General features: G+C 47.0%; 19 protein-coding genes and 1 pseudogene. 6 read left to right on the top strand and 14 right to left on the bottom strand.

All coding sequences use genetic code 11. From position 1 onward, the window contains the following. Positions 1–85: 85 nt before the first annotated feature. The 3 genes and pseudogenes from hydA (at position 86) to ACO0K1_RS07745 (ending at position 3430) form a co-directional block, all read left to right on the top strand. The gene (gene hydA / locus ACO0K1_RS07735) at positions 86–1513 is read left to right on the top strand and encodes a dihydropyrimidinase (protein WP_423024387.1); all 1428 of its coding nucleotides are present in this window, start codon (positions 86–88) and stop codon (positions 1511–1513) included. Between the two features lie 24 nt (positions 1514–1537). Beyond that, positions 1538–2788, top strand: coding sequence for a Zn-dependent hydrolase (locus ACO0K1_RS07740; RefSeq protein WP_423024389.1), 1251 nt, complete (start codon positions 1538–1540; stop codon positions 2786–2788). 129 nt (positions 2789–2917) lie between these two features. After that, positions 2918–3430, top strand: a pseudogene (locus tag ACO0K1_RS07745) (GNAT family N-acetyltransferase). A gap of 27 nt (positions 3431–3457) precedes the next feature. Here ACO0K1_RS07745 and ACO0K1_RS07750 read toward each other — a convergent pair. From ACO0K1_RS07750 to ACO0K1_RS07780, 7 genes are all read right to left on the bottom strand, one after another. Next, a complete protein-coding gene (locus ACO0K1_RS07750) occupies positions 3458–4111 on the bottom strand; it encodes an FMN-binding negative transcriptional regulator (protein ID WP_423024391.1) in 654 nt (217 codons plus the stop codon). A 6-nt stretch (positions 4112–4117) separates the two neighbouring features. Further along, positions 4118–4579, bottom strand: coding sequence for an OsmC family protein (locus tag ACO0K1_RS07755; protein ID WP_423024393.1), 462 nt, complete (start codon positions 4577–4579; stop codon positions 4118–4120). A 154-nt stretch (positions 4580–4733) separates the two neighbouring features. Next, positions 4734–6440, bottom strand: coding sequence for a 2-isopropylmalate synthase (leuA, locus tag ACO0K1_RS07760; protein WP_423024439.1), 1707 nt, complete (start codon positions 6438–6440; stop codon positions 4734–4736). Between the two features lie 746 nt (positions 6441–7186). Further along, on the bottom strand, positions 7187–9265 hold the full coding sequence (locus tag ACO0K1_RS07765) for a M13 family metallopeptidase (RefSeq protein WP_423024395.1): 2079 nt from the start codon (positions 9263–9265) through the stop codon (positions 7187–7189). A 266-nt stretch (positions 9266–9531) separates the two neighbouring features. Next, the gene (gene lgt / locus ACO0K1_RS07770) at positions 9532–10338 is read right to left on the bottom strand and encodes a prolipoprotein diacylglyceryl transferase (protein WP_423024397.1); all 807 of its coding nucleotides are present in this window, start codon (positions 10336–10338) and stop codon (positions 9532–9534) included. After that, positions 10332–11243 carry a LysR substrate-binding domain-containing protein gene (locus tag ACO0K1_RS07775; RefSeq protein WP_423024399.1) on the bottom strand — a complete coding sequence of 304 codons (912 nt, stop codon included), beginning with the start codon at positions 11241–11243 and terminating at the stop codon, positions 10332–10334. Before ACO0K1_RS07775 ends, lgt begins: the two co-directional genes overlap by 7 nt. Positions 11244–11399: 156 nt before the next feature. Continuing rightward, positions 11400–11624: a TIGR04438 family Trp-rich protein gene (locus tag ACO0K1_RS07780; RefSeq protein WP_423024401.1), complete on the bottom strand. Its 225-nt coding sequence runs from the start codon at positions 11622–11624 to the stop codon at positions 11400–11402. 126 nt (positions 11625–11750) lie between these two features. Here ACO0K1_RS07780 and ACO0K1_RS07785 point away from each other — a divergent pair, with 126 nt between their 5' ends. Next, on the top strand, positions 11751–12059 hold the full coding sequence (locus ACO0K1_RS07785; RefSeq protein ID WP_423024403.1) for a c-type cytochrome: 309 nt from the start codon (positions 11751–11753) through the stop codon (positions 12057–12059). 190 nt (positions 12060–12249) lie between these two features. On the opposite strand, the gene ACO0K1_RS07790 is transcribed toward ACO0K1_RS07785, so the two are convergent. Continuing rightward, positions 12250–13398, bottom strand: coding sequence for a branched-chain amino acid ABC transporter substrate-binding protein (locus ACO0K1_RS07790; RefSeq protein ID WP_423024405.1), 1149 nt, complete (start codon positions 13396–13398; stop codon positions 12250–12252). Positions 13399–13545: 147 nt separating this feature from the next. On the opposite strand from ACO0K1_RS07790, the gene ACO0K1_RS07795 reads away from it, so the two are divergent. Further along, entirely contained in the window at positions 13546–14055 is a 510-nt protein-coding gene (locus ACO0K1_RS07795; protein WP_423024407.1) for an Lrp/AsnC family transcriptional regulator, read from the top strand. 208 nt (positions 14056–14263) lie between these two features. Here the strand turns inward: ACO0K1_RS07795 and ACO0K1_RS07800 are convergent, their stop codons facing one another. The 6 genes from ACO0K1_RS07800 to folD form a co-directional block, all read right to left on the bottom strand. Beyond that, positions 14264–15571: a D-amino acid dehydrogenase gene (locus tag ACO0K1_RS07800; RefSeq protein WP_423024409.1), complete on the bottom strand. Its 1308-nt coding sequence runs from the start codon at positions 15569–15571 to the stop codon at positions 14264–14266. 177 nt (positions 15572–15748) lie between these two features. Then, positions 15749–16126 (bottom strand): hypothetical protein, encoded by a 378-nt coding sequence (locus ACO0K1_RS07805; RefSeq protein ID WP_423024411.1) that lies wholly within the window; start codon positions 16124–16126, stop codon positions 15749–15751. Position 16127: 1 nt separating this feature from the next. Continuing rightward, positions 16128–16565: a DNA polymerase III subunit chi gene (locus ACO0K1_RS07810; RefSeq protein WP_423024413.1), complete on the bottom strand. Its 438-nt coding sequence runs from the start codon at positions 16563–16565 to the stop codon at positions 16128–16130. Beyond that, positions 16549–17169 (bottom strand): glutaredoxin family protein, encoded by a 621-nt coding sequence (locus ACO0K1_RS07815; RefSeq protein ID WP_423024415.1) that lies wholly within the window; start codon positions 17167–17169, stop codon positions 16549–16551. The genes ACO0K1_RS07810 and ACO0K1_RS07815 overlap by 17 nt, the downstream gene beginning before the upstream one ends. Before the next feature lie 10 nt (positions 17170–17179). Further along, positions 17180–19243, bottom strand: coding sequence for a M3 family metallopeptidase (locus ACO0K1_RS07820; RefSeq protein WP_423024417.1), 2064 nt, complete (start codon positions 19241–19243; stop codon positions 17180–17182). A gap of 1 nt (position 19244) precedes the next feature. Further along, positions 19245–20090 carry a bifunctional methylenetetrahydrofolate dehydrogenase/methenyltetrahydrofolate cyclohydrolase FolD gene (gene folD, locus ACO0K1_RS07825; RefSeq protein WP_423024419.1) on the bottom strand — a complete coding sequence of 282 codons (846 nt, stop codon included), beginning with the start codon at positions 20088–20090 and terminating at the stop codon, positions 19245–19247. 695 nt (positions 20091–20785) lie between these two features. Here folD and aceE point away from each other — a divergent pair. Then, a complete protein-coding gene (aceE, locus tag ACO0K1_RS07830) occupies positions 20786–23482 on the top strand; it encodes a pyruvate dehydrogenase (acetyl-transferring), homodimeric type (protein WP_423024421.1) in 2697 nt (898 codons plus the stop codon). The last annotated feature ends 72 nt before the right edge of the window (positions 23483–23554 follow it).

The following is a 23554-nucleotide window of genomic DNA, read 5'->3' on the forward strand; positions in this document are numbered from 1 at the left end:
GAGTATCGCTAAATATATTTGCCGCGACAGAGTGTAGTCGCGGCACTCTGAAATGATGACGTTGTTGAAGAATCCAGGAGTCGTGATGAGCATCTTGATACGTGGTGGTGTGGTCGTCAATGCCGATCGTGAGTTTCGTGCTGATGTGTTGTGCGAAGACGGTAAAATTATCGCAGTCGGCGAGCATTTGCATACCCCGCCCGGTGCCGAAATCATAGACGCCGACGGTCTTTATGTGATGCCTGGGGGTATCGACCCACATACCCACATGCAGTTGCCATTTATGGGCACCGTGACCCAAGACGACTTTTTTAGTGGTACCGCCGCAGGTCTCGCGGGTGGCACCACGAGCATCATCGATTTTGTGATTCCAAATCCGCAACAAAGTCTGATGGAGGCGTTTCATACCTGGCGCGGCTGGGCCGAAAAGTCGGCTGCCGATTATTCATTTCATGTGGCGGTGACCTGGTGGGACGACAGTGTTCATGCAGATATGGGTAAATTGGTCAATGAGCATGGCGTGAATAGTTTCAAGCATTTTATGGCGTACAAGAACGCCATCATGGCGGACGATGAAATTTTGGTCAAAAGTTTTAGTCGTGCTTTGGAATTGGGAGCGATGCCTACGGTCCATGCCGAAAACGGCGAATTGGTTTATTTGTTGCAACAAGAATTATTGAAAAAAGGCCAAACTGGGCCAGACGCCCATCCGTTGTCGCGCCCACCCGTCGTTGAAGGTGAAGCGGCACAACGCGCAATTGCGATTGCCAATGTACTCAATACGCCGCTCTACATTGTCCACGTCTCTTGCCGCGAATCTCTCGATGCAATCACTCGCGCACGTGCCAGCGGACAACGCGTCTTTGGCGAAGTGCTGGCAGGTCATCTGACGATCGACGATAGCGTCTACCAACATCCTGATTTTGCACAAGCAGCAGGACACGTAATGAGTCCCCCGTTCCGCAGCAGCAGCCACCAGCAAGCACTCTGGCAAGGCTTACAAGGCGGTAATTTACATACGACCGCTACCGATCATTGCACGTTTTGCGCTGAACAAAAAGCTGCCGGAAAAAATGACTTCACTAAAATTCCAAACGGTTGCGGCGGCATCGAAGAACGCATGATGGTGTTATGGGATGCTGGTGTGAATACGGGGCGATTGACACCATCAGAATTTGTTAAAGTCACGTCCACCAATTGTGCCCAGATTTTTAATATCTACCCACGTAAGGGTGTGATCGCGGTAGGGTCTGATGCAGATATCGTTTTGTGGGACGCGCATGCCAGCAAAACTTTATCGGCAAAAACGCAATTTTCCAAAGGTGACTTAAATGTCTTTGAAGGGCGCACTGTCAAAGGCCTACCAACTCACACCATCAGCAATGGCAAACTGGTGTTCAAATTGGGGCAACTTATGGCGCAAACGGGCGCGGGTAACTATGTCAAACGGCCACCATTTTCCGCGATATTTGGTGCGTTGAATAAAATGCGCGAATCTGAAAAACTGGCTTAATCAAAGACGAATAAGGAGTGCAATATGGCTGTAGCATTACGTGATTTACGGATCAATAGTGATCGTCTTTGGGCTTCATTAATGGAGCTGGCACAAATAGGTGCGACCGCAAAAGGTGGCGTCAAACGGCTGGCACTGAGCGATCTGGATAAACAGGGGCGCGATTTGGTCGTTTCATGGGGCAAACAAGCAGGTATGACGGTGACCGTGGATAAAATTGGCAATGTTTTCATGCGCAGAGCCGGGCGCAATGCCGCGCTGCCACCAGTAATGTCTGGCAGCCATATTGACACCCAACCTACCGGCGGAAAATTTGATGGCAATTACGGCGTGTTGGCAGCGTTGGAAGTTGTGCGTACTTTGAATGATCATCAGATACAAACCGAAGCACCTATCGAAGTCGCGTTCTGGACGAATGAAGAGGGATCACGCTTTGTGCCGGTCATGATGGGTTCAGGTGTGTTTTGCGGTGCTTTTACGCTCGACCATGCGTACGCCGCAAAGGACATCGACGGCAAGACCGTCGCCGACGAACTGGCGCGTATCGGTTATCTCGGAACAGAAGAACCAGGGCAACATCCTATTGGTGCCTATTTTGAGGCGCATATAGAACAAGGCCCGGTATTGGAAGATGCCGATAAAGTAATTGGTGTCGTGCCCGGTGTTCTCGGATTATCGTGGTACGACTGCGTGGTTACAGGGATGGAGGCGCATGCAGGCCCGACCCCGATGGGATTGCGTAAAGACGCCTTGCAGGTTGCTACCCATATTATGCAAGAGGTGGTGAATATCGGAAATCGCTATCCACCGTATGGTCGCGGCACAGTCGGCATGGTGCAGGTGTTTCCGAACAGCCGCAATGTGATTCCAGGTGAAGTGAAATTTAGTATTGATCTACGCAACGTCTCAACCGACTTGCTTGACACGATGCACAATGAGATTCTGGCCTATGTCGATAGCCGTAGCCGTAGTTCCGGTCTGAAAATCAGTATAGAGCGTGTTTCCTATTTTCCACCTTGCCCATTCCATCCTGAGTGTGTAGATGCAGTGCGTAAAGCAACCGCAAACCTCGGTTATAGCACGATGGATGTGGTGTCAGGCGCTGGACACGATGCAATTTACGCTGCACGTCTGGCACCAGCAGGGATGATTTTTGTGCCGTGTAAAGACGGTATCAGTCATAATGAAATTGAAGACGCTAAGGCGGAACATCTAAGCGCTGGTTGCAACGTGTTATTACATGCAATGCTGGAGCGCGCACAACCCGTGGTCTAGCCCATGTGATCAACGTTGATATAGTGGCGATAGCGGCTCATTGAATGGTAATCTAATTAGAATCATTCCAGCATTAGATAAAGCTTGAAATGCTATTTGTCACCCTTTGATTTTCTTAGAGAAAGTGAGATGCAATTACATATTCCAAAACTCAAAACCACCCGGCTTGCGTTGGTCCAACCGGATTCCTCCCATCTGGCAAATTACCTCGCGGTATATGGCGATGCGGAAGTGATGTCTCATGTAGGTGGGCCAATGGATGCCGACCAGGTATTTGAAATGATGGCACGACAAATTGGTCACTGGGCGTTGCGAGGATTTGGAGGTTGGGTTGTACAGTTACGCGATACTGGGGCCATCATAGGGCGGCTGGGCTTGATGCGGCACTAGGGCGCTGTTGATACCGAGATTGGTTGGGTACCCGGCCGTGAAAGTTGGGGTAAAGGCTACGCAACAGAGGGGGCGCAAGTGGCGCTGGTATTGGGTTTTGATGTGGTTGGTGCGCAGCAAATATCAGCACACATCGCCCCTGGGAACACGGGCTCGATTGCGGTAGCGACCAAGCTGGGTATGTGGCTGGACACTGCGAGGTCAGTGCCAGAAACAAATGTTTATGTTCTTACTGCCGACGAATTTAATTGATCTGAAATGTGCAGTATCGCGACTTTGCTAAACGAAATCTGTTGAAACGTCGAACAACTGAGCTTCCATAATGTCTGCCAATGCAACGCCGTGCATATTATTTTCTTCACGTAATTGCACCGCAATATGGCTACGGTTGGTTGTCGATTTATTCTGGCTGGTTTTCCATTTGCCAACTAATCGTGTAATCGGGATTTCAATACCCACGATTTGTGCCATCATATTTTCAATGTATTCCGGTGGTGCATCTGCGACCGCCCATGGCTTTGGGCGTGTCGATTCAAAATGCTCGGTGAGTTGTGTGAGTAAGCTCAGAAATTGTGCGCTGTCTTCCACCACGTTGATTTTTCCATGAACATGAACAACCGCGTAGTTGTATGTTGGCACAACCGCGCCTGTTTGTTTTTTTTCTTCGTACCAGCCAGGGGTAATGTAAGCCGATGGTCCCTGAAAAATCAACAGAACCGGTTCGCGATTTTGCCACACCGGATTGGCGCGCGCGACGTGACCGAGTAATTTACCGAGCGGTGCCTCCGCCGTTGGTGGGGTAATGATGAACGGAATATGATTGGCGGTCATGCCATCCGCTTCCAAACTAACCATGCTGGCAAGCGGGTGTTGATGGATGAGATCATGTAAGACGTCGAGGCGCTCTTCAGAAAAATGGGCAGGCATGTACATACTGGGTTACTCCGGAATAATCGTGACATCAGCGCGCAAGGAATTGGCGATATAGCAGTGCTCGTGAGACAAATGATGGAGAGCATCGATTTGCTCCTTCGTGGGCATCTTCTCACCCGAAAAGCGCGTAGCAGGGCGCAACTCTATACGTGCTATGTAGAGACGTCCGCGTTCATTTTTTTCCATAAAACCGGTGGCATGGTCCTGATAGTGATCAACGATAAACCCCTGCTTTTGGGCAAAGCTCAGGAAAAATAACATATGACAACTTGCCAGAGCAGCGACTAACGCCTCTTCTGGATCGACATTTTCTGCCACCGACATCGGTAGTGGAACTGAGCCGGGTGCCGAGGAAGCGGGAACGCTAAATCCCCCATCAAATTTCCATTCGTGACCGCGACTATATCGATTATCAGTGAATAGCTGATTCCCACGTTGCCAAACTACCTCTGCCTTGTATTCGCTCATTGAATGTCCTTTTTGATCTAAAACTTCAGGGCTTAGTGTACGATAAATTGATAGAGAATCAATCTGGATTTGATGGTGAAAAATAAAAAAAGAGAAAAAGGTGTCTGACAATAGATGTCATTCCCTTTTCTCCTGGCCGTTAATGAAAAATGTCTTAGGCGACTAAGGCTTCTTCATTGTTTGTTAAGTGCCTGTTGACGACGCTACATAATGCTTGGATGTACGCTGACTCTGCCTCCGCCGCAATACCTGCACCGAATTGTTTGTCGCCATTGATGCGCGCCTCAATGACGCACTGGCATTGTTTTTGCTGCCGATGATCGATGAAGGTGTGTTCTGTTACTTCAACGGGATCAATGTGTATTCCTTGTTGTACAAATGCTGTAATGCTTGCCGCATGAATACCATGACCTGTTGCCTGGACGACTCGTGATTGTCCGTTGAACAGCAATTCCAAACGCATTGATAAATGCGCAGGAACAGATGGCGACGTTCTCTGTTCGAGAACTTGATGTGCGTGATAAGCGAAACCTGTGTCGGCAGTTAAAAATACCTGCCTGAAAATCTGAAACAAATCGCTGGCCTGAACTTCCAGTCCACTGCGATCCGCGAATTGTTGGACTACATGGCTGAACTCAATTTGCATACGGCGCGGCATGCTGATGCCGTATTCTTGTTCCAGTAAATACGTCATACCACCTTTGCCGGATTGGCTATTGACGCGGATAACCGCATCGTAATTGCGACCGATATCGCGCGGGTCAATTGGGAGATAAGGCACTTCCCATATGCCATCCGGTGCTTGTTGGGCAAAGCCTTTTTTGATCGCATCCTGATGCGAGCCAGAGAATGCGGTATGTACTAAATCACCAACGTAAGGATGGCGTGGATGAACTGGGATCTGATTACATTCTTCAACGCATTGACGCACTGCATCGATATCAGAGAAATCTAAGCCCGGTGAAATGCCTTGGGTATAAAGATTTAATGCCAAGGTGACCAGATCAACATTGCCGGTGCGCTCTCCGTTCCCGAATAAGCAACCTTCGATGCGATCTGCCCCTGCCATGACTGCGAGTTCTGCAGCGGCGACTGCTGTGCCACGGTCGTTGTGAGGATGTACGCTGAGAATTGTGGCTTCACGATGTGCAAGATGACGATGCATCCACTCGATCTGATCTGCATAGATATTGGGTGTTGTGCATTCCACAGTTGATGGAAGGTTGATAATAATTTTACGTTCTGATGTCGCTTGCCAGATTTCGCTGACGGTATCGCAGATATCTTTTGCAAAATCGAGCTCTGTCATACTGAACGTTTCGGGTGAATATTGAAAAGTCCATTCCGTCTCAGGTCGTGCGTCAGTCAATGTTTTTATCAAGCTTGTCCCATCGATTGCAATTTGCTTTACATCTTCGCGCGATTTAGCAAAAACGATACGTCTGAAAGAGGGCGAGACCGGATTATATAAATGAATAATGGCGCGCTTTGCTCCCTGCACCGCATCGATGGTGCGACGGATGAGATCGTCACGCGCCGGTGTTAAAACTTCAATCGTGACGTCATCCGGAATATGGTGGCCGGTAATTAACTGGCGGACGAAATCAAAGTCGGTATCGGAAGCTGATGGAAAAGCGACTTCAATTTCTTTGATGCCGATGCTGACCAACATCTTAAAAAAGCGCATCTTTTTATCTGCGTTCATGGGTTCGATCAACGCCTGATTCCCATCGCGTAAGTCTGTGCTCATCCAGATTGGCGCTTTCTCAATCTGACGAGATGGCCATTGGCGATCATTCAATTGGATGCTGGCAAATGGATTAAAAGCACGGTATTTAGATGATGGATGTGCAAGCATGATAAACCTTTAAAAAATAGTGAATCCTTCACCTCGCTGGAGGTGACGCTGAGAATAAATAGAAGAGAAAGGTGGTCAGAGGCTAACTGGCTTCCACCGGCTTACGCGCGGCCAGTTAACCGAGCGGTAGTCGACGTAGTCGATGTAGCAGAGTGGATGCGGGCAAGCTAGTTGCGTCATGCGAGGTGTGATTGTTCAAGACACAAACGTGCACCGCCGATGTCACGGTCTTAAACTCGGTGCTGGTTGTCTTGAATATGAACATGCTGATCATCCTGTATGGCTTATCTCGAGCCGGGTAAAACAAATAGAGTGTTGAAACTGGTAGCGATTACTTCAAGGTCTGATGAGGTAATGCTGGAAACTAGGGCTAATTATTTAGCTAGTTGTAGAGATAGTAGTGCTAGTAGTGATAGCAGCACCAAAGCGGAAACAGTCAGCACCAGAGCAGGTCTGTGCAGAGCAGTTTGTTTCGCAGCGATGATGTGTTTTGGGGATGTCATGAGATCCAATGTAAATCGAGACCTTATCCTTCGTCAAGGCCTATTTTTGAACTTTTGCAAAACAATGTAAGTTCTGCTTGCATCGTTGCTGCGCAAGCTGAAGCTCAGAGGTGTTGGTTTTTTAGTTATGCGAAGTCTGTGATACACGCCAGGATTGGCCGCGAGGAAAGAGACACTTCTTCACCTAAAATAAAAAAACTCAGGATTGCAACAACATCCTGAGTTTTTAGATTGTTGCTTTAACGCTTACCAGATAGTCGTTCTCTTCTCTGGCGCGACATACATTTTATCGCCTTCTTTGACACCAAATGCAGAGTAAAAGCCCGGTAAATTCGTCAATGGCGCATTGCCACGGACTTCTGCCGGAGAATGTGGATCTGTGCTGATCAGACGGATTGTTTCTGCGTCTCGTGCTTTACCGCGCCAGACTTGTGCCCAACCCATGAACAGACGCTGATCGCCAGTGTAGCCGTCGATTACCGGTGCTGGTTTGCCACCAAGCGAAATTTGATACGCTTTGTAAGCGATCGACAAGCCTGAGTTATCCGCAATGTTTTCACCCAACGTGAGCTTGCCATTGACGTTATAACCCGGTAATGGGCTATAGGCATTGTATTGCGCGACCAGGGCGTCAGTCAGTTTTGCAAAGTTTTCTTTATCCTCTTTAGTCCACCAATTACGCAAGTTGCCGTCGCCATCTGACTGGCTGCCAGAATCGTCAAAACCATGGCTGATTTCATGACCAATGACCGCACCAATGCCACCGTAATTAACGGCATCGTCAGCTGCGGGATTAAAGAATGGCGGTTGCAAAATTGCCGCAGGGAAGACGATTTCATTTTGACGTGAGTTGTAATACGCATTCACCGTTTGCGGGCTCATGCCCCATTCTTTACGGTCGACAGGCTTACCCAGTTTCGCGATTTCACGTTGATGTTCAAAGGCGTGGCTACGTTCAATATTTCCAACCAGATCGTTTGGCTTGATTTGCAACGCGCTGTAGTTGCGCCATTGATCAGGATAAGCGATTTTAGGTGTGAATTTAGAGAGTTTGACTAAGGCTTCTTTTTTTGTCTCCGGGCTCATCCAAGTCAGCGTTTCGATGCTCTGTTTGTAGGCTTCAATCAGATTTGAAACCATCTTTTGCATACGAACTTTATTTTCTGGCGGGAAGTATTTAGCGACGTACAATTCTCCCAAGGCTTCCGACATACTCTCTTCAACACGCGCTACGCCACGTTTCCAACGTGGTTGATTTTCTGGAATTCCGCGCAAGGTAACACTGGAGAATGCAAAATCTTCATCGACAAAACGTTTGGATAAGAATGGCGCATACGCATCTAATACTTTCCATTTGTAATACGTTTTCCAGATGGCGACAGGCGTGTCGTTGATGATTTTAGCGATGCCAGTCATAAAACTCGGTTGACGCACAATCACATAATTCACCTTGTTGTTCACGCCAGTACCAGCAAAATAGGCAGTCCAATCAAACCCTGGGGTGAGCTCGGCTAATTTCGCAATTTCAACTTTGTTATATGTGTTGATAGGGTTGCGGTTTTCTACCTTTGACCACTGAATTGTCGCGATTTTGGTTTCTAGCGCAAGGATATCAGCAGCGGCTTTATCAGCATTTTTTTCACCGCTCATTGCCAGCATTTTTTCTACATGCTTTACATAAGCGTCACGAAATCCTTTGAATTTCGCGTCGTCTTTGAGATAGTAATCACGGTCGGGTAAGCTCAATCCACCCTGGCTCACATAAACCGCATAGGTTGTCGATTCACGCGCATCCTGTCCCACTCCTGAATTCACAGGCAGTGATACGCCGAGTTGCGACAAGTGGGCGATCAGCGCAGGAAAATCAGCTTGCTTGGCCACTTTGTCGATTTGAGCAAAAGTCGGTTTCAGTGGTTGAATATCAAGTTTATTGGCGCGGGCTTCATCCATAAAGCTGCTGTATAGCGCCGCAATTTTTTGCTGATTGCTGCCAGTTTTCAGATGCTTATCCGCAACCAGTCCGTCGATAATGTCACGCGAACTTTGCTCGGATAATTCACGTAATTTATCGAATGAGCCATAACGTGCACGGTCGGCAGGAATTTCAGCGGTAGCCAGCCATTTGCCGGACATAAACTTAAAGAAATCATCTTGCGGTCGCACGGTGGTATCTTGCCATTGCAAGTCTATACCTGAGCTAAGTGTTGCGTTGGGTTGGCTAGCGGTACTGGCGATTGTTGGTGCCGAAGACTGTGCGAAAGCGATGCTTGAACCACCAACGGATAATGTGGCGAGAACAGCGAGAGACAGCAGAGTGCGTTGCATGTGATGATCCCTTAATTATTTTAGTAAAGCTGGCGCGTAACCAACCGGATGGATTAATCCGCACGTTTGAAAAATGTAATTAATTTTTCCAAAAGCGCGACCTCATATGACAAAAAAGCTGGCAAATAGTTCGTTGCTCAACGAAATATATGCCAGCCTGATGTTTTTGTACGAAATTTTTCGGTCAGATCACGTAGAGTTGGTCTTTTCTTTAACCTCGCTGCAACGATCAAGTGAAGTTGAACCGTATTCGCATCCTAAATTCATCACTTGAGAGGCAGGTTCTTTTGCTTCCAGTAGGCAAAAACCAGCAGACACAAACCACCAACGATCATCGGTAACGAGAGCATTTGTCCAGCGGATATTGTGATGCCAGCAAAGCTGCGTTCATAATCCGGCGTGCGGAAATACTCGGTGAAAAAGCGGGCGCATCCATACAAAGTCACAAAAAGTGCACCCACTGCTAATGGTGGACGAGGCTTGCGTGCGTAAATCCACAAAATGATGAATAACAGGACGCCGTCGACCAAGGCCTGATAAATCGGTGATGGATGTACTGGATAATCGACGCCTGGCCATATCATTGCCCAAGGCAAATCGGCAGAGGCAATGCGGCCTGGTAATTCGTGATTAATAAAATTGCCAATGCGGCCCGCGGCATAACCAAGCGGTACCAAGGGGGCGATAAAGTCGTAGACGTTCACCAGCGGCATTTTGACCTTGCGTGCCCACAAAAACATCGCAACTAATACGCCGATGAAGCCACCATGGAAGGACATGCCACCGTGCCAGACTTGCAATATTTCTAGTGGGTTGTCCATGAAAAACTGCGGGCGATAGAAAAAAACTTCGCCTAAACGACCACCTAAAACGACGCCTAAAACACCATAAAACAACATATCGTCAATGTGTTCTTTGGTCCAGCCTTGCGCTGCGATGTGCGGCAGCTTCAGACGCAAGCGACCCAGCGCAACAAATTGTGCAAAGGCGACCATGTACATCAGGCCATACCAATGCACTTTCAGGGGGCCAAGGGAAAAAGCAACCGGATCTGGATTAGGATGAATCAGCATAATTTTTGCTTTAAAAGCTGTAAAAAAGAGGTTAATACCGTTGAAGGATTTTCTTTGCGCCACGCAAATCCAATTTCAACTGACGGGGCTTGGTTCGTCAGCGGATGGTATGACACGCCAGGACGTTGTAAGTTCGAGACGGATTGTGGCACAAGCGCAATTCCCATACCAGCAGAAACCAAGCCAACGATGGTTTGCATTTGAATTGCTTCCTGGCCAATTTCTGGCGTCAGGTTATGTTCATGGAAAAATCCAAGAATGGCATCGTGTAAAGAGGGCGCGATTTTGCGCGGAAACAAGATCAGCGACTGCTCGTTACATTCTACTAAGCTTACGGCTTGTCCGCTGACAAAAAGATGCTCTGGAGCCGCCAGCATTAATGGCTCGGTGAGAATTTTCTGATACGCGAGTAGGTGCTGAAATTTTTCAGGAATTGGCGGAATGATAAAACCGGCATCAATTTCTCCTTTTTCAAGGGCTTCCAGCTGCACATCAGTCGTCGCCTCGCGCAATTCAATACTGATATCGGCGTAGGTTTGCCGAAACGCCCTCAGCGTAGGCGGTAGGATGCTGTAATCGGCGATGGAGACAAAGGCCAGACTGAGATGCCCTTGTGTGCCGCTTGCTGCACGTTGGGCTATTTGGCGTAGATTTTGCGCCTGTTGCAATAACTTCCTTGCTTCCGGAAGTAACGCTTTACCTGCTGGGGTCAAACTGATTTGACGCGTCGTACGTACGAAAAGTGCTACCCCGAGCTCGGCTTCAAAGGCCTGTATTGCTTGCGACAATGGCGGTTGAGTCATATGCAGACGTTGCGCTGCTTTACCAAAATGCAGTTCTTCCGCCACTGTAATGAAATATCGTAGCTGTCTTAGTTCCAAATGCCGCTGTTCAAAATCACTCATGAGGTGGCAGGAAGTTGTCAGGCAACGCAAAATCAAAACCAGACCGATATGGATTTGACACATAGCGGTCGGTAGATATGAGCGATAAATTGATTAGGTTGATATTTGCAGCTAGCAATTAGCTGCTTTTTATTTTTTATCTTTTATTTTCTATCGTCAGTTTTTTTTGTTAAACGTCCGTTTGATGCGCTCTTGCTTCATTTTTTCGAAATGGGCATTGTCTCTGCGCTTATCAAGTCCCAATATACGTTCAAAAATTTCAAACCAAAGAAAAGCAAATACGGCCAATCCGATGATCCACCACCAAGACATCGTTGCAAAAATCCATACATTTGCCAGTTTTAAAACAAGTAATAATATGAGTGGAATAATTAATAACATAGTTGACTCCCTTTGTCGGCAGATTAAAGTGTATTTTGCCGCTGGTCAACCCAGACGTTTTTCGTGCTGATCAAATTTCTGAAAAAGCGTTAAAATGAAATCGCATTATTTAACCTGGAGAAAGCAATGAAATATTCATTATTGGTAGGTGCAACACTAGCTCTTTTGGCTTCTGGCTCAGCGATGGCAAATATGGATCTGGCGAAAGCAAAAAATTGTATGGCTTGTCACTCTGTCGACGCTAAGGTCGTCGGCCCAGCATATAAAGACGTCGCAAAAAAATATGCTGGCGATAAAACAGCTGAAGCAAAATTAGTTCAAAAAGTATTAAAGGGGGGTAGTGGCACATGGGGAGCGATGGCTATGCCAGCAAACACCCAGGTTTCAGAGGCAGAAGCCCACACTTTAGTTAAGTGGATACTGTCGTTGAAATAAGAACTTAAAATAATTATTTGAAATCATTTTTTGAAATAATTGCCTATGAAGCGCGTCGTGCACGGCGCTCAGTCAGAGCAAAAAAGTATTGATGTATAAAAAAGCCCGGAAAATTTACATTTTCCGGGCTTTTTGCTCATTGAGCAAACATTAACTGGTGAGGGTTTTACCCCAGACCAGTTAAATTGGCTTACTTAGTGACTGCTAACAGATCACGTTTGCCGCCTTTGTATGTGTACAAAGTCAGAGTACCGTCTTTGATATCGCCTTTGTCATCAAAGGAGATGTCGCCAGTAACGCCGTGGTATTTGATTTTCTTCAAGAATGGCAGGTATTTTGCTGGTTCAGCAGAATTTGCTTCTTTCATTGCCTGAGCCATTGTCATCACAGCATCGTAAACATACGGTGCATAGATTTCAACTTCTACGCCGAATTTCTTCTTGTAGTCAGCTTTCCATTTTTCATTCGCTGCTTTTTGCGCATCCAGAACACCGCCTGCTTCAGCGCAAACTACTTGGCCTTCGCCGATTGCATCGCCAGCCAATTTGACCAGATCCGCTGAACAGATACCGTCGCCGCCCATGAACTTAGCATTGATGCCCAGTGCTTTCATTTGACGCAGCATTGGACCAGCAACGGCATCCATACCGCCGAAGAAAATAACGTCTGGGTTTTTAGCTTTGATTGTGGTTAAGATCGCGCTGAAATCTGTGGATTTGTCAGTTGTATGTTCTTGAACAACAACTTCTGCGCCTTTACCTTTTGCGCCTTTGATAAACTCAGCAGCAACACCTTCGCCGTAGGCTGTTTTATCATCGATCACAGCGATTTTCTTCGCTTTGTTGATCTGTACTGCATAGCGACCCAATGTACCGCCCAATTGGCCGTCATTCGCCACTACGCGGAATGCACCTTTAAAGCCTTGTTGTGTGTACTTTGGATTTGTTGCAGATGGGGAGATTTGTACCAGACCAGCATCGTTGTAGATTTTAGACGCTGGAATTGTTGTACCAGAGTTCAAGTGACCGATTACGCCATTGACTTTTGCATCGACCAGTTTTTGTGCTACGGTAGTTGCTTGTTTTGGATCTGCTGCATCATCTTCAGCCAGCAGTTCAAATTTTGCTTTTTTGCCGCCGATCATCAAGCCTTTTGCATTCAGATCTTCGATCGCAAATTTTGCGCCGTTTTCATTGTCTTTACCCAAATGCGCGATTGCGCCAGAGATAGGACCTACGTGACCAATTTTAATTACTACTTCGTCAGCTGCCGCTGCTGCACCAGCGAAAGCGAAAGCAATTGCGCCTGCCAGTGGGATCATTTTTGTTTTGAACGACATGAACATTACTCCTAAGGTTTAATAAAGTAGGACAACACTATTGCATTACCAACTTATTCAGATCACTGAATAAACAAAAGGTACAACATAAAAAATATTTCGCAAAGCTATTTTGTGCGGTTTTTTTTCAAAACAGACGATTTTTATATGCCTCATTTCCGTGCGCTAGACAAGCTTGATCGCAAGCTTTTGAATCAACTTCAAAAGGATAATCAAATCCCGACTCGTACTTTAGCTGAAAAATTACACATTTCCCAGCCTACTTGTTTGCGCCGCATCAGAGAATTGCGAGACGCAGGCGTGGTCAGCGCTGATGTTAGCGTGGTCGACCCGTTCGCGCTGTCGTTTGGTATGCTTGCTTTCCTTGAAGTCTCTCTCGTGAATCAGAGTGATGAATTTATGCACGATTTTGAGGCACGCATGAATAAGGAAGCGGAAGTGATGCAGTGTTATTTTGTATCGGGCGAGTACGATTATTTTCTGGTTGTGCATGTTATTGACATGGATGCCTACTACCAATTTGTGCGGCGCGTCATTTCTGGGTCCGGAAACGTCCGCCATTTTCATTCTCGTTTTCCGATGAAGAAGACCAAGTTTACGACGCGAATAGTGTTTGACGAGAAAGCTGCGGAATTGCAGGTTAAAGTGAAGAAATAATGCGGAAATTTGACATTAAGTTGACAGTTTTTTCGCAAAAATGAAACATATTACGCCTTGCCAGCACTCTCACTGAAGAAGTCAACTTGCCTGAAGTACAAAATGGGCGGTATTGACTCATGTGCCCTGAGGTGCAGTCACTGTGGCGAAACAGGTCATGTTTCGCGGTAGTGCTGCACCTATAGTATCGACACCTACCTAACGGTTTTTAAACTGCGGCGGCAAATTGCGCGGAGCGTTGTCGTCGTTCCACCCCAGTAAATGCAAAATCGACCTCAGGTAAGTAGCCTGAAATAATATCTGCCAGCGCACGCCCGGAGCCAACGCCCATTGTCCAACCCAAAGTACCATGTCCTGTATTCAAAAACAGGTTCTGGTATTTGGTTTTACCTATATAGGGCACGTTAGAGGGGGTAAGTGGTCGCAGCCCTGTCCAATAGACGGGGTTCGTGTAATCACAGGCGTGGGGGAACAATTCCCGGGTGCGGCGGGTGATCGCCTCGCATCGGGCTGTATTGAGCTCCCGCGTATAACCATTAATCTCACAAGTGCCTGCTACCCGCAAGCGGTCTCCCAGCCTTGAGACGACCAATTTATAGCCGTCATCGGTCAGAGAGATTGTTGGCGCTGCTGCGCTATCAACAATAGGGTAGGTGGCTGAATAGCCTTTTCCAGGATAAATCATCAAGGGAATGCCTAAAGGTTTGAGCAATAGTTGCGAAAAGCTGCCCATGGCGACGACAAAGGCGTCAGCGTGCAAGACCTGATGCCTTCCTTGTGGATCAATGATTTCGACACCCGTAATTGTTGCTTCTGCGCCACAACCTTCAGACAGCAGTCTGGTGACGCTGGTGTTGTATTCGAACTTTACACCGGACGCAGCCGCTTTGTTCGCTAGTCCGGTCGTAAATTTGTAGACGTCGCCAGATTCATCTGTTTCAGTGAAATCTCCCCCTACAATGTGTTGACGTACGCCTGCCAGAGCCGGTTCGCGGTGTACGACCTCATCAGCGCTGATCGAAACGCGTGGGCATCCTAATTCACGCATTAATCTCGCGGCAGGCAAGGAGATGTCGAATTCTTTTTGGTCTGTATAAAAATGCAATATTCCTTTGCTTAGGCTATCGTATTCAATCCCTGTGCTTGATCTTAGTTCGACTAAGGTCTGGCGACTAAATTCAGCGATGGCCACGATCTGGCGGATATTATGGTCGGTACGCCCTTGTGTGCATTCACGTAAAAATTGTAAGCCCCACTGCCATTGCAACCATTCTGCATGCGGCCTGAACAGTAGGGGTGCATCTTCTTTGCCTAGCCATTTCAAAACTTTAAGCGGTGCCGACGGGTTTGCCCACGGTTCAGCATGGGAGACGGAAATCTGCCCACCATTGGCAAAGCTGGTTTCTTGCGCGGCGCCAGGTTGGCGCTCGATGACGGTCACGTCGTGACCTTGTTGATTGAGAAACCATGCTGTGGATGTACCGATAATACCGGCACCAAGTACGATGACTTTCATTGACCGATCTCCAGTTTGTGATGGATGCAGCAAAAAATGTGCAGTCCTTTATTTTTCAACTGAGATTGTAGAAAGCTTGTGCGTTTTCAGGTAATCATAAAGAAGGGTTTTATTTTTATTTTTAAAAGCATAAAAAGAATTTATGTTTAAAAATAAAAATAATTTCCTGAATTTTGCTTATTTTGGTGTTTTTGCCTTGGCAATTTCTTGGGTCACCGCACGAGTGACAACTTCTTCCAGTGAGTTCTTTAAGCCCGCACGAATTTCATCGGCGAGTTTTTCTACGGCAGTTTGTAAAACATCTGCAAGATTATCGCGGACGCGGTGTTCCAAGACGAAATCAACTCTGGCTAACACTTGTTTGAGTACATTCTCTCTCAGAGTTTGCTCCATTAATTGCCATTCTTCGTCATTGATCGTGCCACGTTCACGTGTCGCCATTTCAGGGAGCTTTTCGCTCAAATCCAGTGCGACAGAATCCACCTCTGATATAAGTGCGTCTGCCGAAATTACTTCTGTAAGTACGGGGATGCTAGCGTCGAGTTCTGTATTCATTTTATTTCGCCACGTTATGACTCAGTGTATAGGCTTGATGATGATAGTAGCGATATCGTTCACGACCTAAGGCAGTTTCTTCTGCTTCGCTAGAGACAATTTCTATCATACGTGCAAATAAGTCAAAATTTTCTGGCGTCGAGGTACTTAGATTGACCAGTAATTCAAAGTGTGGACTTTGTTCCAACTTGCCTTGGCTAAGGATGATAGGGGTCACGTTTGCGAGCGGGTCCTCGGCCATAACATGCGGCAAAAATCCGGTATCTTCCAGTGTCCACAAGGCAGCATCAATTCTCTGTAATTCCTGTTGGACTGGATGATAAACAATGACTTTACAGTTGGCAGCACGTGCTTTACGAATCAAGCGACAAGCGTAATTGAGCTTATCGGCGACGTTACTATGAAAATCAATGCGGGTTTTCTCAGAAGCGGAAGCCATTATTGTTTTCCGGTTTTTTTATTGGCGTCGTTGCTGGCGCAGGGTCAGTTACATCTTTCTTTGAAACGGCAGCAGGATCAGGTTTGCTAACGGGTACCGCGCTTTCAGCCGTCGGGTAAACATAGGTCGCTGGCAGCCGATTGCTATCTGGGTAGCCGGCAGAATTAATGGCAGCTTGCCAGTCGTCGTGGTTATAGCCCTGAAACTTTTTACTGCCGATGGTCATCAATGGTAATTGAAGATCACCACTGATTTGCTTGAGTTTTTCGGAGTCTGCACTTGATGTTACGGTCTTCTCAGAAAATGGAATGCCGGCGCTCTTCAAAAATTTTTTACCATCGTTGCATGGTTTGCAATTGGATGTCGTGTAAACGACGACGGGATTTTTTGATGCGGCTAATTTAAGCTCATAAGGAAAATTAGCGACATCTTGTGAGACCGCCATGCTCTTCGTTTCGATTATTTTTTGATTGGCAGGTGGTGGTGTATCGGAATAAGTCACTTTACCGTCAGGACCGACAGATTTATACAACTGTGCCTGGACAGCACTTGCCAGGCACAGCGGTAATATCAGCACACACAACTTGATCGAGGTTAGCGTCATTTTTTCTCCTTCAGACTGTCATGCCACTGTGTCGTAACAAGGCGTCAATTGACGGTTCTCTGCCACGAAATGCTTTAAAGGAGTCAAGTGCCGGACGTGAGCCGCCGACCTCTAAGACTTCTTTTTGAAATTGTGCGCCAGCACTTCGCGACAATGTACTGCCGTCTTTTTTGCCGTGTTCCTCAAATGCTGCATACGCGTCCGCAGATAATACCTCTGCCCATTTGTAGCTGTAATAACCTGCGGCATAACCACCAGCAAAAATATGGCTGAATGAATGCTGCAGGCGATTGAAATCTGGTGCTATAAATACGGAAACTTGAGCACGAACAGCATCGAGCATCTGTTGAACGGTTTGATTGCCAAGAGGCTCAAAGTCACCATGCAAGCGCATATCAAATAAAGCAAATTCTACCTGACGCAAAGTTTGCAATCCAGATTGGAAATTTTTGGCCGCAATCATCTTGTCGAAAAGGGCGCGCGGCAAAGTTTCACCCGTGTAGGCATGCGCGGTCATTTGCTGCAATACATCCCATTCCCAGCAGAAATTTTCCATGAATTGCGAAGGTAACTCAACTGCATCCCATTCGACACCAGAAATTCCAGATACGGACAAATCATCCACTTTGGTCAACATATGGTGTAAACCGTGGCCAAATTCATGGAATAAGGTAATAACTTCATCATGAGTGAAGTAGGCTGATTTAGCGATACCGTCGACGATTGCTGGTTCCGTGAAGTTGCATACCAGATAGGCAACGGGCGTTTGTATCCCATGCGCTGTCAAGCGTCGTCCACGTGCATCATCCATCCAGGCGCCACCACGTTTGCCATTGCGAGCGTATAAATCCAGGTAAAATTGACCAACCAACTGGCCTTCTTTTTCTATCCGATAAAATTTGACGTCTGGATGCCAGGTGCCCGCCTGATCAGGTTTGATGTCAACGGCAAACAATGTTTGAATGACGCTAAATAGGCCGTTGATGACCTGATGTTCTGGGAAATATTGTTTTACTTCTTGTTCTGAGAATGCGTAACGTTGCTCGCGCAACTTTTCGGAGGCGTAGGCAACATCCCAGGCTTCCAGTTTTTCGATACCTAATTCTTGTGCCGCGAACTGGCGTAATTCTTGCAAATCTTTTTCAGCGAAAGGACGCGCTTTTTTTGCTAAATCTTCGAGGAAACTGGCCACCTGCACAGGGGACTCAGCCATTTTACTGACGAGTGATACCTCAGCAAAGTTTTGGTAACCCAATAACTGCGCTTCTTCTTTACGTAATTGCAGTATTTCACTAATGATCGCCGTATTGTCCCATTCGGGCTTTGCACCGAGTTCCGAGGCTTTGGTAGCATTGGCACGATAAATTGTGGCGCGAATGTCGCGATTGTCGGCGTATTGCAATAACGGGAAGTACGAAGGAAAGTGTAGCGTAAATTTGTAGCCAGCCAGGTTATCCTTTTCAGCCGCCGCCTTTGCCGCCTGAATCACGTCTTCCGGAAGACCTTTAAGCTGCTCAATATTGTCTATCAGTAAGCGATAATCATTGGTGGCATCGAGAACGTTTTCAGAAAAGCGTGTGGTCAACATGGCGCTTTTTTCCTGAATCTCTGCGTAGCGCTGTTGCTTATCTTCCGGTAATTCGGCACCGCTTAAACGAAAATCACGAATAGCATGTTGAATAATCGTTTTTCGTGCAATCGGTAATGTCTCGAACCCTGTTTGTGCAGCTAATGCTTTATATTTCTCAAATAGCACCAAATTTTGACCGAGCTCGGTCCAGAATTCCGTGATGGCGGGTTGATTTTCATTATAGGCAGCGCGCAATTCTGGCGTATCGGCGACGCCATTGAGATGGCCGACAATACTCCACGCGCGGCCTAGTCTTTCTGTTGCGTTCTCCAACGGCTCAACAAAATTTTCCCAACTGACGGCAGTTTGGTCATCACATAGTTGTTTTACAACGGCGCGATTTTCTTCCAAAAGACGAGTAATGGCAGGGGTGACGTGTTTAGCGCGAATCTCTGAAAAACGCGGGAGGTCGCTAAAGTCGAGCAATGGAGAGGCAATAGTCATATTAAATTCTTTCGGCGGCTTCGATCGTGTTTACCAGCAACATGGTGATCGTCATCGGACCAACGCCACCTGGTACTGGGGTAATGTAACCCGCGACTTCTTTACTTGGTACGAAATCAACGTCGCCGCACAGTTTGCCTTCATCATCACGATTCATACCAACGTCGATGACGACAGCGCCAGGTTTGATCATGTCAGCAGTGACGATATTACGTTTACCTGTGGCAACAACCAGAATGTCAGCATTGCGCGTGTGTGCAGCAAGGTCACGGGTCTTGGAATTACAGATGGTGACGGTTGCACCGGCTTGCAAGAGTAACATCGCTTGTGGCTTACCGACAATATTTGATGCGCCAACTACGACAGCATTAGCACCGCGGACTGGATAGTCGATGGACTCCAGCATTTTCATCACGCCGTATGGTGTGCAGGGACGGAACAGCGGTTGACCTGTCATTAGCAACCCTGCATTGCTGATATGGAAGCCATCAACATCTTTCTCAGCGGCAATTGCTTCAATGACTTTATTGGCATTGATATGTGCTGGCAATGGCAGTTGTACCAGAATGCCGTTGATTTTTGGGTCGTTGTTCAGACGATCAATGTGTCCCAGCAATGCTTCTTCACTCAGTTCCACATCGTATTTTTCTAACACTGAATAGAAACCGCAATCTTCGCAGGCTTTGACCTTATTACGTACATACACCTGTGAGGCTGGATTCTCACCCACCAGTATCACCGCCAGGCCTGGCTGTTTGCCTTTTGCCGTTAATGCGGCAGCACGCTGACTGACGTCGGCGCGTAGTTGTTGGGAGAGGAGGGTTCCGTTGATGATTTGTGCAGTCATGATAGCGATGGGTAAAAAACAGGAAGAACCATGATTATAAGGGATGCACTGAAATGCATAGACCGCAAGTTGATCAACTCGACCAAGTTTTTCTTCTGGTTGGGACAGAATGGGTATTCAACGGGTTTTCGAGCGTGTATTTCGGATGAATTAAATGATGTAGATCATTTAAGTGGTCATTTAAGTGGTCATTTAAGTGGTCATTTAAGAGATAAATTAAGGGATTAAATAAGCGATTAAATAAGAGATTACTTCATGCAGTATTTAATCAAGTATTCAATGGATTGCTTTTTAAATTTGAACAATTATTAACGTTCAGGGCATCAATATGGCGGGAAAATTAGCTGTTTTAATTAAATAATTGCTAATAAACTAGGTCTGCTTTCTTAGATTTTTATGAATTTTCGACATACCTGTTGCGATAAAGTCAGAGTTTTTTTGATGAAAAACAAACATATATTTTGAATATATTGCATTGCAATGTTAATAAAATCGTTGCCTTTATTTGCAATAGAAAAAAAATAATGAAAATATTCTGCATAGCAGCAGTATTTCATAATATGAAAACGCATATCGCTATTTGGAAAATTAAAAAACCCCTGTTAGAATACCTACACTAAGAAAAGTAATGCCTATATTTGTCGATGTGCCACCGCGCAATTAACTCAAAAAGCGCACTAACAGGAGACCTTTTTATGTCACCCCAGATAGACCAAGTTTTGGCGCAAGCCGTCAATGATCCTGATGTTATGGAAACCAATGAGTGGCTTGACGCACTCGAATCAGTGATTGAAAACGAAGGGCCAGAACGTGCTCATTACCTGATGGAGCGCATGGTAGATTTGGCGCGTCGTCGCGGTGCGCATATTCCGTTCTCTAGTAATACCGCGTATGTGAACACAATTCCTGCTGACCAAGGCGAACATTGCCCTGGTAACCTGGAAATCGAAGAAAAACTGCGCTCCATGATGCGCTGGAATGCGATGGCAATGGTGGTGAAAGCCAATCGTCTCGATGGCGACCTCGGTGGTCACTTGTCCAGTTTTGCTTCATTGGCAAATATGCTCGGTATTGGTTTTAACCATTTCTGGCACGCACCGACCGAAGAACATGGCGGCGATTTGCTCTACATCCAGGGTCATTCTTCTCCTGGTATCTATGCCCGCGCTTTCTTGGAAGGCCGTCTGACTGAAGAGCAGTTATTGCATTTCCGCCGCGAAGTGGATGGCAAAGGTTTGTCTTCCTACCCGCATCCAAAATTGATGCCTGATTTTTGGCAGTTTCCAACTGTCTCCATGGGTCTTGGCCCATTGATGGCGATCTATCAAGCACGTTTCTTGAAGTACTTGCACGCACGTGGTATCGCTGACACAGAAAAACGTAAAGTCTGGGCGTTCTGTGGTGACGGTGAGATGGATGAACCAGAATCCATGGGTGCGATTGGTATGGCTGGTCGCGAACAACTGGATAACCTGGTGATTGTGGTGAACTGTAACTTACAACGTCTGGACGGTCCTGTCCGTGGCAACGGTAAGATCATTCAAGAATTGGAATCGGATTTCCGTGGCGCAGGTTGGAACGTCGTCAAAGTCATCTGGGGCTCAGGCTGGGATGAGCTGCTGGCAAAAGACAAGGAAGGCATCCTGCAAAAAGTGATGATGGAAACCGTTGACGGTGAATATCAAAACTACAAAGCCAAAGATGGCGCCTATGTTCGCGCAAATTTCTTCGGCAAACATCCAAAATTGCTGGAAATGGTCAGCAAAATGTCGGATGACGATATCTGGCGCCTGACTCGTGGTGGTCATGACCCACACAAAATCTATGCTGCATTTAAAGTGGCACAAGAAAACAAAGGTCAGCCAACTGTCATTCTGGCAAAGAGTATTAAAGGTTTCGGCTTCGGTAAGTCGGGTGAAGCACGTAACACAGCCCACAACACCAAAAAACTGGATGATGAAGCGATCAAAGCAATGCGCGACCGCTTCCAGTTGCCAATCGCTGACGCTGATCTGCCATCCATTCCGTTCTACAAACCTGCGGATGACACACCAGAAATGCAATATTTGCATGCACGTCGTGCTGCATTAGGCGGCTACCTGCCACAACGTCGTCAAAAAGCCGATGAGGCTTTGGTGGTACCTGCGTTGTCAGCATTCCAGGCAATGTTGGAACCAACGGCAGAAGGCCGTGAAATTTCCACAACAGCGGCTTATGTACGTATCCTGACAGCCTTGTTGCGCGATAGCAGCCTCGGTCAGCGTGTGGTGCCAATTATGGTGGATGAATCCCGTACATTTGGTATGGAAGGTCTGTTCCGTCAGATCGGTATTTTCAGCCAGGTTGGTCAGTTGTATGAACCAGTCGATAAAGACCAGGTGATGTACTACCGTGAAGATAAAGCCGGTCAGATTCTGCAAGAAGGTATTAATGAAGCGGGTGGTATGAGCTCATGGATTGCGGCAGCAACGTCCTACTCGACCAACAATCGCGTCATGATTCCGTTCTACACTTACTACTCGATGTTCGGTCTGCAACGTATCGGCGATCTGGCATGGGCAGCGGGCGATATGCGTGCACGTGGCTTCTTATTGGGTGGTACTGCTGGTCGTACGACATTGAACGGTGAAGGCTTGCAGCACGAAGATGGTCATAGCCATGTATTGGCTTCGACGATTCCAAACTGCGTTCCTTACGATCCTACGTTTGCGCATGAAGTGGCAGTCATTATTCATGACGGTCTGCGCCGCATGGTGACAGAGCAAGAAGACGTGTTCTACTACATCACATTGATGAACGAGAACTACAGCCACCCAGGTATCAAACCAGGTCAGGAAGAAGGCATCATCAAAGGTCTGTATCAGTTGCAACAATCTGCACAAACAACAAAACACCGTGTGCAGTTGATGGGCTCCGGTACGATTTTGCGTGAAGTCGTCGCTGCTGCTGCATTGTTGGAAAGTGACTGGGGTATTGCGGCTGACGTCTGGTCAGCACCATCCTTCACATTGCTGGCACGTGATGGTCAGGATGCAGAACGTTGGAATATGTTGCACCCAACCGAAACAGCACGTTTGCCGTACATCACACAATGCCTGAAAGATACACAAGGTCCTATCGTGGTATCGACAGATTACATGCGTACATTTGCAGAACAAGTTCGTGCGTTTATTCCTAAAGACCGTAGTTACAAGGTTCTGGGTACAGATGGCTTCGGTCGCTCCGATTCACGTGAAAAATTGCGTGAATTCTTTGAAGTGAACCGTTACTTCGTGGTGATCGCTGCATTGAAATCATTGGCTGATGAAGGTGCCTTGTCCGCTTCCGTGGTAGCACAAGCCATTACGAAATACGGTATCAACGCAGACAAACCGAATCCGGTCACTGTGTAAAACATGCGCGAGGGCTGCACCGCACGCCCTCGCACGATTGCATCCTGGAACGGTGCGCTGTGGTGCGCACCC

It is taken from the genome of Undibacterium sp. SXout20W (assembly GCF_049340285.1).
Classification (GTDB): Bacteria; Pseudomonadota; Gammaproteobacteria; order Burkholderiales; family Burkholderiaceae_D; genus Undibacterium.

What these genes read in the sequence shown, in the direction of transcription:
- hydA (WP_423024387.1), top strand. Translation starts at nt 86, where the DNA reads ATGAGCATCTTGATACGTGGTGGTGTGGTCGTCAATGCCGATCGTGAG.
- ACO0K1_RS07740 (WP_423024389.1), top strand. Translation starts at nt 1,538, where the DNA reads ATGGCTGTAGCATTACGTGATTTACGGATCAATAGTGATCGTCTTTGG.
- ACO0K1_RS07750 (WP_423024391.1), bottom strand. Translation starts at nt 4,111, where the DNA reads ATGTACATGCCTGCCCATTTTTCTGAAGAGCGCCTCGACGTCTTACAT.
- ACO0K1_RS07755 (WP_423024393.1), bottom strand. Translation starts at nt 4,579, where the DNA reads ATGAGCGAATACAAGGCAGAGGTAGTTTGGCAACGTGGGAATCAGCTA.
- ACO0K1_RS07765 (WP_423024395.1), bottom strand. Translation starts at nt 9,265, where the DNA reads ATGCAACGCACTCTGCTGTCTCTCGCTGTTCTCGCCACATTATCCGTT.
- lgt (WP_423024397.1), bottom strand. Translation starts at nt 10,338, where the DNA reads ATGCTGATTCATCCTAATCCAGATCCGGTTGCTTTTTCCCTTGGCCCC.
- ACO0K1_RS07775 (WP_423024399.1), bottom strand. Translation starts at nt 11,243, where the DNA reads ATGAGTGATTTTGAACAGCGGCATTTGGAACTAAGACAGCTACGATAT.
- ACO0K1_RS07780 (WP_423024401.1), bottom strand. Translation starts at nt 11,624, where the DNA reads ATGTTATTAATTATTCCACTCATATTATTACTTGTTTTAAAACTGGCA.
- ACO0K1_RS07785 (WP_423024403.1), top strand. Translation starts at nt 11,751, where the DNA reads ATGAAATATTCATTATTGGTAGGTGCAACACTAGCTCTTTTGGCTTCT.
- ACO0K1_RS07790 (WP_423024405.1), bottom strand. Translation starts at nt 13,398, where the DNA reads ATGTCGTTCAAAACAAAAATGATCCCACTGGCAGGCGCAATTGCTTTC.
- ACO0K1_RS07795 (WP_423024407.1), top strand. Translation starts at nt 13,546, where the DNA reads ATGCCTCATTTCCGTGCGCTAGACAAGCTTGATCGCAAGCTTTTGAAT.
- ACO0K1_RS07800 (WP_423024409.1), bottom strand. Translation starts at nt 15,571, where the DNA reads ATGAAAGTCATCGTACTTGGTGCCGGTATTATCGGTACATCCACAGCA.
- ACO0K1_RS07805 (WP_423024411.1), bottom strand. Translation starts at nt 16,126, where the DNA reads ATGAATACAGAACTCGACGCTAGCATCCCCGTACTTACAGAAGTAATT.
- ACO0K1_RS07810 (WP_423024413.1), bottom strand. Translation starts at nt 16,565, where the DNA reads ATGGCTTCCGCTTCTGAGAAAACCCGCATTGATTTTCATAGTAACGTC.
- ACO0K1_RS07815 (WP_423024415.1), bottom strand. Translation starts at nt 17,169, where the DNA reads ATGACGCTAACCTCGATCAAGTTGTGTGTGCTGATATTACCGCTGTGC.
- ACO0K1_RS07820 (WP_423024417.1), bottom strand. Translation starts at nt 19,243, where the DNA reads ATGACTATTGCCTCTCCATTGCTCGACTTTAGCGACCTCCCGCGTTTT.
- folD (WP_423024419.1), bottom strand. Translation starts at nt 20,090, where the DNA reads ATGACTGCACAAATCATCAACGGAACCCTCCTCTCCCAACAACTACGC.
- aceE (WP_423024421.1), top strand. Translation starts at nt 20,786, where the DNA reads ATGTCACCCCAGATAGACCAAGTTTTGGCGCAAGCCGTCAATGATCCT.